Source organism: Vibrio sp. YIC-376 (genome assembly GCF_052353105.1).
GTDB lineage: Bacteria > Pseudomonadota > Gammaproteobacteria > Enterobacterales > Vibrionaceae > Vibrio.
This window is the reverse complement of the sequence record NZ_JBBWFK010000001.1, coordinates 402,160-415,252: the sequence shown is the minus strand read 5'-3', so window position 1 is coordinate 415,252 and position 13,093 is coordinate 402,160. Positions and strand designations below refer to the sequence as shown.

General features: G+C 42.9%; 12 protein-coding genes. 5 read left to right on the top strand and 7 right to left on the bottom strand.

All coding sequences use genetic code 11. From position 1 onward, the window contains the following. The first annotated feature begins 171 nt into the window (after window positions 1–171). Both WJM94_RS01865 and WJM94_RS01860 read left to right on the top strand, forming a co-directional pair. Window positions 172–3,516 carry a hybrid sensor histidine kinase/response regulator gene (locus WJM94_RS01865; RefSeq protein ID WP_444492541.1) on the top strand — a complete coding sequence of 1,115 codons (3,345 nt, stop codon included), beginning with the start codon at window positions 172–174 and terminating at the stop codon, window positions 3,514–3,516. After that, on the top strand, window positions 3,494–4,396 hold the full coding sequence (locus WJM94_RS01860) for a response regulator (RefSeq protein WP_444492540.1): 903 nt from the start codon (window positions 3,494–3,496) through the stop codon (window positions 4,394–4,396). The genes WJM94_RS01865 and WJM94_RS01860 overlap by 23 nt, the downstream gene beginning before the upstream one ends. Window positions 4,397–4,581: 185 nt before the next feature. Here the strand turns inward: WJM94_RS01860 and WJM94_RS01855 are convergent, their stop codons facing one another. Beyond that, window positions 4,582–5,190, bottom strand: a complete 609-nt coding sequence (locus WJM94_RS01855; RefSeq protein ID WP_444492539.1) for an alpha/beta hydrolase — start codon at window positions 5,188–5,190, stop codon at window positions 4,582–4,584. 184 nt (window positions 5,191–5,374) lie between these two features. Here WJM94_RS01855 and WJM94_RS01850 point away from each other — a divergent pair, with 184 nt between their 5' ends. Next, complete coding sequence (locus tag WJM94_RS01850; RefSeq protein WP_444492538.1) at window positions 5,375–6,634, top strand: cyclin-dependent kinase inhibitor 3 family protein; 1,260 nt, start codon at window positions 5,375–5,377, stop codon at window positions 6,632–6,634. On the opposite strand, the gene WJM94_RS01845 is transcribed toward WJM94_RS01850, so the two are convergent. Beyond that, entirely contained in the window at window positions 6,631–7,530 is a 900-nt protein-coding gene (locus tag WJM94_RS01845) for a LysR family transcriptional regulator (protein ID WP_444492537.1), read from the bottom strand. The two genes, WJM94_RS01850 and WJM94_RS01845, sit on opposite strands and share 4 nt — an antisense overlap. A 135-nt stretch (window positions 7,531–7,665) precedes the next feature. Here WJM94_RS01845 and WJM94_RS01840 point away from each other — a divergent pair, with 135 nt between their 5' ends. Both WJM94_RS01840 and WJM94_RS01835 read left to right on the top strand, forming a co-directional pair. Beyond that, window positions 7,666–8,382, top strand: coding sequence for a DUF554 domain-containing protein (locus WJM94_RS01840; RefSeq protein WP_444492536.1), 717 nt, complete (start codon window positions 7,666–7,668; stop codon window positions 8,380–8,382). A gap of 119 nt (window positions 8,383–8,501) precedes the next feature. Further along, window positions 8,502–9,323 carry a DNA-binding transcriptional regulator gene (locus WJM94_RS01835; RefSeq protein WP_444492535.1) on the top strand — a complete coding sequence of 274 codons (822 nt, stop codon included), beginning with the start codon at window positions 8,502–8,504 and terminating at the stop codon, window positions 9,321–9,323. A gap of 132 nt (window positions 9,324–9,455) precedes the next feature. Here WJM94_RS01835 and WJM94_RS01830 read toward each other — a convergent pair whose 3' ends face one another. The 5 genes from WJM94_RS01830 to WJM94_RS01810 all read right to left on the bottom strand — a co-directional run bounded on the left by WJM94_RS01830 (window position 9,456) and on the right by WJM94_RS01810 (window position 12,799). Then, on the bottom strand, window positions 9,456–9,905 hold the full coding sequence (locus WJM94_RS01830; protein WP_444492534.1) for a copper resistance protein NlpE N-terminal domain-containing protein: 450 nt from the start codon (window positions 9,903–9,905) through the stop codon (window positions 9,456–9,458). 166 nt (window positions 9,906–10,071) lie between these two features. Continuing rightward, complete coding sequence (locus tag WJM94_RS01825; RefSeq protein ID WP_444492533.1) at window positions 10,072–10,344, bottom strand: hypothetical protein; 273 nt, start codon at window positions 10,342–10,344, stop codon at window positions 10,072–10,074. A 352-nt stretch (window positions 10,345–10,696) separates the two neighbouring features. Beyond that, complete coding sequence (locus WJM94_RS01820) at window positions 10,697–11,596, bottom strand: LysR family transcriptional regulator (protein ID WP_444492532.1); 900 nt, start codon at window positions 11,594–11,596, stop codon at window positions 10,697–10,699. A 133-nt stretch (window positions 11,597–11,729) separates the two neighbouring features. After that, window positions 11,730–12,572 carry a pyridoxal kinase gene (gene pdxY, locus WJM94_RS01815; protein ID WP_444492531.1) on the bottom strand — a complete coding sequence of 281 codons (843 nt, stop codon included), beginning with the start codon at window positions 12,570–12,572 and terminating at the stop codon, window positions 11,730–11,732. A gap of 77 nt (window positions 12,573–12,649) precedes the next feature. Beyond that, window positions 12,650–12,799, bottom strand: coding sequence for a hypothetical protein (locus WJM94_RS01810; protein ID WP_444492530.1), 150 nt, complete (start codon window positions 12,797–12,799; stop codon window positions 12,650–12,652). Window positions 12,800–13,093: the final 294 nt, after the last annotated feature.

The window sequence follows — 13,093 nt, the reverse complement described above, 5'->3', positions numbered from 1 at the left end:
GAAAAAATGAAAGCAAGCTATAATTGCGCGCACAGGAAGTGCATTTGATAGTTTAAGACACAACAGCGATACGGTTATAAACGCTTATACTTAAACGACATTTTTAATTCTCAAGGATGAAGAGTTATTTCTATACGTAAAGTTCCCGTTACCCGACGCCGATACAACAAATTGGTTGGGAATGAACTACTTGAAGACTTTGCATTACGCTTCACGGCAAAGCGAGCCCGAAAATGGTCAGCTGGTTGGATTGCTAACACTGCTCTGGGTATCGTTTCATTTCTGGTGCTTGAGGCTCTTGGTGGAACCATTACGCTTAATTACGGCGTAACAAATTCTTTATGGGCAATTCTGGCCGTTGCGCTGGTCGTCATATTTTCCGGTATTCCAATCTGTTATTACGCAGCAAAACATGGTGTAGATATTGATCTATTGAGCCGCGGCGCAGGTTTTGGCTATATCGGTTCGACAATCGCCTCGCTGATTTATGCTTCATTTACTTTTATCTTTTTTGCACTGGAAGCGGCCATCATGTCGATGGCTATCGAGCTCCTGTTTGATATTCCACTTGCCATCGCTTACGTCATCAGTTCTGTCATCGTTATCCCTCTCGTCGTGCTGGGTATTACTAACATCGGGCGCTTCCAGATGTGGTCGCAACCCATTTGGCTAATGCTGCAGATCATACCCTTAATTTTTGTTTTTACTCATGAAGACGCCAATATAAATGAATGGCTAAATTACACTGGTGTAAACGACGTTGGCAGCGACTTTAACTGGTTACTGTTTGGCTCTGCCTCAGCGGTCCTGCTTGCTGTTGTCGCTCAAATCGGGGAGCAAGTTGACTTCTTACGTTTCCTGCCTGCTAAAGAACGTTGCGGTAAATTTAAATGGTGGAGCGCCATGCTGTTAGGCGGACCAGGTTGGATGATCTTCGGTTCGATGAAACTTGTCTTAGGCAGTTTTTTAGCCTGGTTAGCCATAAGCCAGGGAGTATTACCTAATTTGGCTGGCGACCCAGCGCACATGTACTTTACCGTGTTTAGTTATACGTCAGACAATACTCAACTGGCCTTACTGGCAGCCGGATTGTTCGTCATCATATCTCAGCTAAAAATCAATGTGGCTAACGCCTATGCAGGTTCACTTGCTTGGTCAAATTTCTTTTCACGCCTAACACATCATCACCCAGGCCGGGTGGTATGGATGGTATTTAATGTCTTGATCGCCTTGCTTCTGATGGAACTTGGTGTGTATCAGCTTATTGAGCAAACCTTGCAGGTCTATTCTGTTCTGGTGCTGTCATGGATAGGCTCAATTGTGGCGGACTTAGTGATAAATAAGCCTCTAGGTCTAAGCCCTAAAACCATCGAGTTCAAACGCTCTAAGTTATACGACATTAACCCGGTCGGTGTAGGGTCAATGTTGATAGCATCCATCGTCGGCATTACCGCGCATCTGGATTTCTACGGTGAACTAACCAAAGCTTTCGCCTCATATATCGCCTTTGCATTACCGTTTCTGACTGTACCACTTATCGCATGGCTTACTAAAAGCCGTTATTACCTTGTTCGCAACGATATCATCGTATCCAGTGATGAAGAAGAACATCAGTGCTCGGTATGTGAACACACATTTGAACATGAAGATATGGCGATATGCCCTGCTTACGGCGGTCATATCTGTTCACTATGCTGCTCGTTAGACGTTCGCTGCCATGACAACTGCCGCCCTGAAGCGACAATTAATGCTCAAATTAAACAGGTGCTTTCACCCTACTTTTCCTCCATTTGGGTTAATAGATTGTCATCCACCGTTGCTCATTTTGTGGTTGTGATGCTGACCGTAAGCTTAGCGATGGGGATTATTCTCGCTCTTGCGTATTCTCAAATCCCTCAGCTCGAACAAATCCACATGAACGCCATATCGAATGGTTTAATTAATGCGTTTGCCCTACTGTTAATTCCGATTGGCATTGTTAGTTGGTTATTTGTGCTAGCGCGTACGAGTAATAGAACCGCAGTAAAAGAGTTAAAATCACATACTGCGCTACTTACGCAAGAAGTGGATGCGCACCACAAAACATCTCAGGCGCTTCAACAGGCCAAACGTTCAGCCGAGACTGCGAATAACGCCAAAAGCCGCTATTTAGCGAGTTTGAGCCATGAGCTGCGTACTCCTTTGAATATCTTGCTTGGCTATGCACAACTACTGAGTTCAGACAATAAACTGGACAAACAAACAAGGCAGTATGCAGAGGTACTAAAGCGTAATGGCAAACATCTTTCCGATATGATTGAGGGCTTGTTAGAAATTTCGAAAATCGAGGCAGGACGTTTGGAGCTGCATCGCGACGAATTTAGTCTGACTGCCTTACTCGAACAACTGGTCGACATGTTTTCTATGCAGGCGAAACGTAAAGGCTTAAATTTCGAATTTGAAGCCGCAAGTTATTTACCAAAATTTGTCGCCACCGATAAGCAACGCCTGCGCCAGATATTAATTAACCTGCTCGGCAACGCGGTTAAATACACAGAGAAAGGCACCATCACCCTTAAAGTCAGTTACCGTAATCAGGTCGTGCATTTTACTGTTCAGGACACCGGAATAGGTTTATCTGAACATGATTTAGGCCTGATATTTAAACCATTTGAACGCATTAAGAACCAGAAAACCGAAGCAATTCATGGCTCAGGCCTCGGCTTAACCATCTCAAACGCTTTAGCTGAGATCATGGGTGGTGAAATCTCCTGCACCAGTAAAGTCGATTACGGTAGCGCATTTGTATTAAAGCTGATGCTTCCGGAAGTGAAAGATGGTCGCTCAGAGCCCGAGTTATTAAGTGACGCGGTCACTGGTTACTCGGGTGGACGTAAAACAATTATGGTCGTCGATGATATCGAAGATCAAAGGCAGTTGATGTCTCGCATCCTTGTCCCACTCGGGTTTAATGTTCTTATGGCCGAGAATGCCCCACAAGCCCTAAAACTGGTGAAACAGCATCATGTTGATCTCTTTATGCTGGATATCTTCATGCCACAGGTGAATGGTTGGCAACTGGCAATACAATTACGTAAGGAACAGTTTCGCCAGCCGATTTTAATGCTATCGGCTAATATTCAAGAGCTGGAAACGAATAACCAACTACAACGTTACCATAATGATTACTTAACTAAGCCGGTTTCTGTACCCATGTTGCTTGCTAAGCTCAGTCGTTTGCTCGACATTCATTGGCTGTATGATGCAGCCGATAACCAAAAAGCAGACATTATCGTCGAGAGTGTTCAGGAACAACACCACACTCTCCCGAGTTACGAGCAACTGGTTAAACTACGTGAATACGCAGAGATTGGCTTTATGTCCGGAGTCAGTAGTGAGCTAGAAAAAATCGAGCAGGCTCTGGATGGAAGTCCCGATTGGATTGAAAAGTTTAAGCAAAACCTGCAGGAATGTAATTTCAACCATATTATTTTGCTAATAGACGGAATTATTAATGAGCATTATAACAAGCAATAACATCACGGTATTGGTCGTGGATGACTCACCTGAGTCTCTTAGCATGTTAAACGCCACGTTAAATCAAGCTGGGCTTACGGTGCTCGTTGCCCTTAGCGGGATACAGGCACTCTCTATTATCGAAAAAGTGCAGCCCGATGTGATATTGCTTGATGCCATCATGCCGGAAATGGATGGATTTGATACCTGTGTCAGACTGAAAGAACTTTTACCATCAACTCCTATCATTTTCATGACTGGGTTAAATGATTCGAAACACGTAATACGAGGCTTTGAGTCCGGCGGTACAGATTACATCACCAAGCCCGTGGTTCCAGATGAGGTCTTAGCACGCATCAAAGTCCATAGTCAGTCAGCGCGTCTGGCAAAATCCGCGCAAGCAGCGCTGGATTACGCTGGCCAGTATATTTTTTGTGTCTCCAGTAACGGAAACCTAGAATGGGCAACACCCCATGCCCAAGAACTGCTATCTACACTAGGTGACGATTTTTCTGAAACATGGCTGAAGATCCAACAGGACATTGCGATTTGGTTGATGCAAACCCCCGCAGATGCCCCACTCATGTTGAAACAATTTACGCCTCCTTTAGAAGCCAGTTATGCCGGAGATTACAACCGTATTCATTCACTTGTTCGTATTTCAACGCCCAAACAAAACGGTTCAGAAGAAGATCTCCAAATACATTTAGGCTTAACAAAGCGTGAGTCCCAAGTACTTTACTGGCTATCATTCGGCAAAACCAACTGGGAAATTGCACAGATCTTAGAGATGAGCCCCCGAACAGTGAACAAGCACCTTGAGCAGGTATACAAGAAGCTCGACGTTGATAACCGTACCTCGGCGGCAAGTGTATCAATCAGAATCTTAGAACGAGCTTAAAACGCCATCAACATAACGTCATGTAAGTCACTTTTGGACATTTATAAATGTGCGGTTTTGCTAATTTATCCCATCACGGATAACTTAAGGTATTGTAAAGCTGTACTAAGTAAGTCTGACTGTCCTACCCTTGAGAACTTTTGGTAAGACAGTAAAAGTGACGACGTTATTTGGGTATTGACTGATTATTCGCTAAAACACTTCTGAATAAATTCCAATGCAGCCATCGCCCCCTCAGGGGAAATAGTATGTTGTGTGTGGTCTTCATAACGAGCTTCCACTGTAAAACCTAAGTCAGTCAATTGCTTTTTCGCTTTTTCACTTTCTGACCATGGAATAACAGGATCACTTTTTCCGTGGACGAGAAGCACTGGTGTGTCGTACCTATTTTCATAAGGTAGAGGAGAAGAGAGACGCCCTGAAAACGCTACAATCCCTGCCAACGGATAGCGACTCGTCACTAGCGCATCTAAAGACATAATCGATCCCTGAGAAAAGCCAACAAACACGACCTTATCGCTGTTCGGGTTAATATCTTGCTCCGCGCAAACCCGGCTAATCGTCTCATCAAAACGCTTTCTGGCTTCATAAATTCGTTGAGGGCGATTTGCAGACGTCACTCCAATCAGACTAAACCATTGAAATCCTTCACCACCCTGATCAAAATGAAACGGCGCGTTAGGAGACAAAAATACGGTATCCGGCAGTGCAGGCTTCCAGAAATCACCAAGCGCACTTAAATCTTTACCATTGCTTCCGACACCGTGAAGCAAAATCACAACTTGTTTCGACATAACTTTTAATCCTTTATACCGTTTTATATCCATACTAACCCAAGCCATTGAAATATTCGCTATCCCCTCTCTTCATCGACCGAATTACCTGATTTCTTAAATTTGATATCCGTCAATGACATCTTGATTGATTACTTTACGCTGTTATCAGGTGCCGTTAAGTAACTCTTTCAGGGAAGCCAGCATGACAATAGTACGGACAAGTCACACCCATCCTTTGCAGATAGCTGAAGTCAAAGCCCATTCTAAATATGGTCGCATCGGTATTACATTCTGCCCAGGTAAACATGATCGGTTGGCCATCACTGGCATATGGGAAAGAAACCTCGATGTTGATTTAGATACCATTAAAGCCTGGGGAGCCCATACCGTTGTCACCTTGCTGGAGTCTTCCGAAATGTTTGAGCTCAAAGTGCTCAAGTTGGGAGAAGAAGTGACGCGCAGAGGAATGAGCTGGTGCCATCTGCCGATTGCTGACTATTCCATTCCCAATGCAGAATTCGAGAAAAACTGGCTAACTGAAGGCAAACAAATTAGGCAGTTGCTGCGCCAGGGTGAAAGTGTCTTAATCCATTGCAAAGGTGGATTAGGACGAGCAGGAATGATAGCTGCACGTTTATTAGTGGAATTGGGAGTAGATGGTAAGCAGGCTATTCGCACCGTAAGAAAAGAACGCAGAGGCGCTATTGAAACTCAGGCTCAAATTTCCCTAATACATCGTACTCAACCTATTCTAAATGACGATTCTGACATTCAACTCCCACCTCCTATGGACATAAACACCCTGGAACGTGTCGGAGGTCAGATGGGAACGAACCCCGCCGGAATTTTCCAAAGCAGTCAGGGACAGCGTTACTATGTCAAAGTTTTGGAATCTCCGATGCAAGCCCGCAACGAATGGCTCGCGGCTAAACTCTATGAATTAGCCAGAGCCCCTACTCTCACATACGTTGCAAGTAAAGACCCCTGTCAGGTGATCACTGAATGGGTCGATCTTGATAAAAAGTGCATCGCGCATTTTAACCTCAGTGAATTTAAACAAGCTCAGCAGTGGCTTGCCGTCCATGCCTGGACTGCCAACTGGGATGCCGTAGGATACAGTGGAGACAATCAAGGCTCTGTGAACGGTTCAGTACTGACCCTTGACGTAGGAGGTGCACTCGCCTTTAGAGCTCACGGAGATCCTAAGGGAAAAGCATTTGGCTTCTATGTAGAAGAACTCAACACGTTACGGGAAGATAGAAATAATCCTCATGCCCTTAAGCTCTTTGCTGGTATGAGTAAAAGAGAGATAACACAATCGATAGAAAAAGTTACCTCGATTCCCGATCATCGTATTAGAGAAGTAATAATACAAAATGGAGGCAGTGAGCAACTGTCTACAAAAATGATTGCGCGTAAAGCGGATATGCTTAAACGATTGGTATTGCTGTTGAGCCGTTAATACTGAGTGGCGAGTTTTAAATCGTCCACTAAAAAGTCTAAAAATAAGCGATGCAATTTAGGCTGAAATTGCCGTGAAGCGTACAATGCCCAGATACCCAGTTGGTTTACGTGGTAATCATCCAGAACCACTTGCAGCGAACCTTCCTGTAAATAGTCACGCACATCTGGTAACGGCAGACAGCATAACCCACGTCCGGCCAGCGTTGCTTTCAGCAAAATAGTAGTATCGTTGACTGAATAGTTACTTTTCACCTTCACTTTACATTGATTCTCTGGATTGGTCTTATCAACAAAATTCCATTCCACCCCCAATCGCTTATGCACTAAACAATTGTGATGTAGCAAGTCTTCAGGATTGGTTAACACACCATGTGACTTCAAGTATTCCGGCGTCGCACAAACGACAGATGGGAAATTGGCCAGACGACGCCCAATCAATTGTTCAGGCAACTTATTACCTGTTTCTATCGCAATATCGACCCCTTCTTTTATGGCATCAACGGGCCTATCAAATATATGCAGGTCAACAGAAACATTCGGGTAGAGCTCTAAAAACCGCTCAACACTTTGTGCCAGATATAACTGACCAAATGAGATACTGCAGGCAATCGTAATTTTGCCGTCCAATGCGCTGTGCTGATGCTGAGCCAAATGATACAACTGCTCAGTCTGCTGAAGGATACTCCGGCAAAAAGGCAGTAATTCTTCCCCATTAGAAGTGATACCTAAACTGCGAGTAGATCGATGAAGAAGCCGGACTCCGAGAGACTTTTCTAGCGCAGCAATATGTCTGGTCGCCATGGAACGGGATATATCCAATTTACGCGCAGCCGCAGTAAGACTCTTCTCATCCACAACTGTGACAAAAACTTCCATTGCTATCAGCCTATCCACGTTCTCTCCTTATGTTCGATTTATGCAACAATCTATTGACTGATACCATGTTTATTCAAATTCATCAATCATTCATACTCTCAGCCTGAAACAATATAAAGACAATAAATATCAACATGTACCGAAGGAGTATGAATGATGATAGTCGGTCCTGTGTTGAACAGCTGTGCGATTATATTTGGTGGGATTATTGGCGCTTCAATGAGCCGGTTTATTCCCAAAAGGCTTGAAAGGGGTTTACCAGCAACCTTTGCGTTATCTTCCGTTGCCATCGGTATTACCATGGTTATGAAGGTGCAAGATATCACGGTCGTTGTTATGGCATTTATTCTCGGCACTGCTGTCGGTGAATTAATTTATCTTGAAACAGGAATTGGCAAAGCAGCCACTTATATCCAGAGTAAATTTCAACGATTTCTGCCCTTACCCAGAGGGCTGAGTAAACAAGATTTTTCACTTCAGTTTACCGCTTTGATCGTACTGTTTGGTGCGAGTGGACTAGGTGTCATTGGTGCACTGACTGAAGGGCTAAACGGTGACTATCAGCTACTCGTCGTTAAATCGTTAATGGATTTTGTTACCGCCATCATTTTTGCAATCACGCTTGGACCTAGCGTCGTCTTAATCGCTATTGTCCAATTTACAGTGCAACTCGCTCTGTTTATGGTTGCGAAATCCATCATGCCATATATGGATGCGGAGGTTTACGCTAACTTCTCAGCAATTGGCGGCATCATCATGCTGGCTGTCGGTCTGCGTATTGCAAAAATCATGCACTTCGCAGTAGTAAATTTCTTACCAGCACTGTTCCTTGTCGTTCCGTTCACTTTTTTGTGGCGACACTTTATGTAGATGGAATAGCTTAAGTCAAAGACCCTTGGCTTAAGGTGAATTAACGCCACGTAGCGCAACGTCCTATCAAGTAAAATCATTTATTCTAGAACGCAACGTCAAACAAGCTGCAAACTTTCATGAGCCAAGACCAATCATCTAACTACAAAACCGTCCAGGGGTTAACCCGAGGGTTGTATTTACTCAATATACTCAACCGCCTCGATGGTGGTGCGAGCGTACGTCAGCTATCTGAGTTGAGTGGTATTCACCGAACAACCGTCAAACGTATACTCGAAACCCTCAAAAGTGAGGGTTATGTGCGTTACAGTGATTCTGACAATAGCTTTCGCTTAACCATGAAGGTGCGAGAACTGAGTGAAGGATTTAGAGATGAACAGTGGATCTCTGCAGTAGCGGCACCGTTACTTGGAGGTTTACTAGAAAAAGTTGTCTGGCCTACTGACATTACGACGTTGGATGTCGATGCGATGGTAATCCGCGAAACGACACACCGTTACAGCCGTTTATCATTTCACCGTGCGATGGTAGGACGCCGCTTACCTATCTTACAAACTGCATGTGGACTCACCTATCTCGCCTTTTGCCCGGAAAACGAACGGAGCAACATCCTTACCATTCTCGCGGAACGGGATGAACCCGAGTATCAATTAGCCAGAGAACCACAAGAGCTAGACAAGATACTGCAACATATCCGAGAAAAAGGTTATGGCGAAAATAACCAGAGTTGGCAGCAGGAAAATAAAATCGCTGCCATTGCGGTTCCTATCCATGACGAGGATCGAATACTTGGTTGTCTGAACTTAGTCTACATTGCTAAAGCGATGTCGTTAGACAAAGCAGCAGAAAACTATTTGGCAGACTTACAAGACGTCTCCAGACAAATTGAATCCGGCGTTTCGGAAAATACCATCCGCTTCGGTTATCCTGTACACCAATAGAAAGCAAACTGCATTTAGCATGTAGCGTTTTACCAGTAATACTGCTCGGAAACGACCATTAACGTACACACTGTGTATCATCGTGTGTACGTTTGTTGATATATGAAAACTTGGTAACGCGTTACTCTGCTATCACCAAATTTCTTTATTTAGCACATATGGCTTCCCTTTCCCGTCCATTTTGCTCTTTTCATCTTGATCAACCAAAAACAGTTTATTCTCTTCGACCAGGAATCGATACTCACCGATTTGAAGAATACTACCCGCTTCATTCCAGTTTATGCCTCCCTCTTCCATAACCGTCGCACTCATTTTGTCGAAATAACTACGGCCAAGAGAATAGTGGCCATCATTTTTTAATTCGACCAATAAGTGAGTAGCAGAGCAATCTTCACATGGAACGATTCCCTTATATATTCCATTCCAATCAATTGAGTCACGAGCATTATAATTTGTATTGGTAACAATTGTTTTTTGACTAACTTCTAGAGTTTGTTCCGGTTCTGAATTTGGTAAATTTTTGTCCACACAACCAGTCCCGAAAGCCAAAGCAAGAACAATGATTGAACTATATTTAATCATCAACATTTCCTAAAGTTTTTAAATAATAATTATATAAGAAGGGTAAATCGTTCTATTACACCTTAAGCTAATAGCAATAAATAACACTATCGTTTGATTTTCACCAACATTAACCATTGAAAACAATCAATTATAACGAACTCTGAGTTTAGATAAATACTACTGTTTAACGGTGATTACTCTTGACCTTAAACGTTTTTATTTCATCCTTGAGTTCTTGTACCTGCTTCGTCAAACTGTCATTCTTTGAGGAGTAGATAGCAATCTTATCGAACAACTCTCTGGTTATTTCATCCTTTTCAACAATCATAGTTGTAAGTTGAGCATTCTTCTTTTGCAAATTACTCATCCGCTTAGGAAGTAACCTCAAAACACTCAACACAACTAACACTGAAGATATTAATTGCAAAAATAAGACTATAAAAAATTCTAATGTCATAATTATAATTCTTTTTATAAGGAACTGGATTGTAGCAACTTACAATAACACAGAGAAACAAAATTTAATTTTAAAATGTAACTTCAATAATTTATAAAACTGATAGGATACATAAACAAGACTTATAATATGTATTTAATTTAAAAATCGACAATAAAGCATATATCAACCAATATAATTACTTATATATATTAACAAGTTTAATATGAAACAATAAATACCTCGTGTTATTTATTTGTCCATATAAACAACGTCAAAGGATACATTTAGCACCTTTTAATTCCCATCATTTAGAGAAAAACGATTATCTTCTTTGCGCCACCGAGAAACATCTACCTATCTCGTTAACTCTCTAAGGATTGTATGACTCAACGTGTTCATGTACCGCGTTCATTATCGACGTTTTAATATCCTTTAGGTATTTGGCGTGTGGGCACCACATTGAAAGTGGCAGCTTCATCCCCTCAAGCATTAAGTCGAGTTTCACGGGTTCAATACCTTCAACTTTAAACTGCGGCTTCGTTAGAGCTTTTGGTAACCATGACCATCCTAACCCCTCACGAACCAAGTTAATCACTACCGAGAGTTGGTCTACTTGCTCATTATTGGCTGAAAATATGAATTTCTCTTTCAATCCCTCATCCACAAGCGACTTTAATATAAATTGCCGCTCCGTCACCAATGCATCCACGGCAGAGCGCTCATCCATCTTCGCTAATCTTCCCCCAGCCTGAACATAAGGCACAAATTCAACATGGCCTAAGAAAACTGCGTCCATACTGTGCATCGCACTGCTTTCGTGTACGTTGACCAGTCCAAAATGAATAGAACCATCAACTATGCCTTGCTTGATTTCCGAGCGATCACGCACCAGTAGTTCTACTCGCATTGTCGGAAAATCTTGAGCTAATTGCCTACGGATCAAGTACAAGGCTGCTGGAGGCATAAAACTAGAATATGCGATAACAACACGCTCCAAATCACCATATGAAAGGCTCAACGCAATATTTTCAAATATCCGTGCCTGCTCAACGGTTTTCTTGGCGTAGTGATAAAGCAAATGACCATCTTCGGTTGGCTCAACCGAACGACCTAGTCGGTCAAACAAGGTGATGGCCAACTGATCCTCAAGATTACTGATGACTTGCCCCATTGTTGTTCGGTGCTTATTCAGCTTCACTGCAGCTTTACTAAACGACAATTCTTCATACACAGTGACAAAAGCCAAAAGTTGCTCAAAGTTAAACGTCATATGATTCCCTCACGCTCAGTGACTTATCCAAAAGATACCACTACCACTAATAGTCGTGTCATTGGTAATGGTGAGATGTGACAATCAACCAGTTTCTTGACTCACCCTCTGCCAATCCTCATTTCTAATCTGTTTATAACGCCATAAGCTTTTTCACAGGAAAATCAAACGTAGGCTCTACAAATTCATATTGGCCAGCGATCGTTTCAATCTCTGAACTCCCACTGTCACAAGTTAACTCAAGTACGCCATAAACAGCGTTGGCTGTATGACGAAACGCAGTTACCGGGGACATCCGCTTAACCAAACACGCGGTAAAGACTGCAGTTATTAAATCACCCACGCCAATAAGTTGGGTCTCGAAGTCCAGCATTGGTCTCTGACCCAAATAGATAGCTTTAGGTGTAGCTAGCATCATTGTGAATACTTCATCACACTCGACCTGTAGGTTTTTCACAAGGATGATCTTCGGCCCCAAATCCAAGGCCTTTTTACATGCTTCAACGGCTGATTCAATACTGCTAATCGGAATTCCGGTAAATTGCTCTAATACATATTGAGTCGGTACAATAACGTCCGCCATCAGCATTAAATGTTCAAGCAACGAATCCTTATCTGCTATAGGATCGTTTAACTCCGGGTCGCAGACATAAAGTGATTGACGACTTTTCGCCTTCACTCGGGAAACCACCTCACAAATCGCATCGCAATGCCTGGTTCCAGTCTGATACCCGGCTATCACCGCGCTACAATTTGATAGCTGACCGCTACTGTCCAAACCATCAATCAACATTTGAATATCGTCAGTAGGAATGATGCTCCCGATACATACTTCATCATTGTGAGCACGGTTAGGATCCTGAACGGTGTGAATTTGCCACATGTCCACCCCCATTCGTTGAACCGGAAATACTGTAGAACTGTTCACTAAATACCCAGACACACCTTGTGTTTTAATTGAAATTATACCTTTCATAAATAAACCTGATTTACTTATAGCTGTATGTCTCGTCGTTGAATACTTCGGTCAACAACAACGTAATATCACTCTGATCAGTCCGCTACGTATACTTCGACACTTGAAGCGTTAATAACGTATCCAGCCTTTACGACTTGATTACCATCAACCAACTCAACCGAGGCGTTAACGGAGTCAGTTCTAAGCTCACCACTCACCCAAACTGGCGTATACAAACTTTGCATTTCATGACATCACTACAATGTTGCTCGTTTGGGTGGCTAGTATTGTCGAAAAGCGCTCTCTCAACCAATCGCTTATGTAGGATCGAATCCTACATAAGCGGATGAGCACTATCGTGCAAATCGGAAGAAAGCGATCAACTTGCAGAAAAGAACATGCTAGGGATGAGTGAGCTTTGAAAATACATACGACGATATGGATTGGGACAAATTGAGAACAGAGATAGACCAAACACGAGTTTAGTCTAACGGCAAAGTTTACCTAAAAGGTCAATCCTTCATTTAGATTTAAGTATC

Bases quoted from the DNA above. Each gene is read 5' to 3' on its own strand.
- WJM94_RS01835 (WP_444492535.1), top strand. From the start codon at position 8,502: ATGAGCCAAGACCAATCATCTAACTACAAAACCGTCCAGGGGTTAACC.
- WJM94_RS01820 (WP_444492532.1), bottom strand. From the start codon at position 11,596: ATGACGTTTAACTTTGAGCAACTTTTGGCTTTTGTCACTGTGTATGAA.
- WJM94_RS01825 (WP_444492533.1), bottom strand. From the start codon at position 10,344: ATGACATTAGAATTTTTTATAGTCTTATTTTTGCAATTAATATCTTCA.
- WJM94_RS01850 (WP_444492538.1), top strand. From the start codon at position 5,375: ATGACAATAGTACGGACAAGTCACACCCATCCTTTGCAGATAGCTGAA.
- pdxY (WP_444492531.1), bottom strand. From the start codon at position 12,572: ATGAAAGGTATAATTTCAATTAAAACACAAGGTGTGTCTGGGTATTTA.
- WJM94_RS01810 (WP_444492530.1), bottom strand. From the start codon at position 12,799: ATGCAAAGTTTGTATACGCCAGTTTGGGTGAGTGGTGAGCTTAGAACT.
- WJM94_RS01840 (WP_444492536.1), top strand. From the start codon at position 7,666: ATGATGATAGTCGGTCCTGTGTTGAACAGCTGTGCGATTATATTTGGT.
- WJM94_RS01855 (WP_444492539.1), bottom strand. From the start codon at position 5,190: ATGTCGAAACAAGTTGTGATTTTGCTTCACGGTGTCGGAAGCAATGGT.
- WJM94_RS01860 (WP_444492540.1), top strand. From the start codon at position 3,494: ATGAGCATTATAACAAGCAATAACATCACGGTATTGGTCGTGGATGAC.
- WJM94_RS01830 (WP_444492534.1), bottom strand. From the start codon at position 9,905: ATGATTAAATATAGTTCAATCATTGTTCTTGCTTTGGCTTTCGGGACT.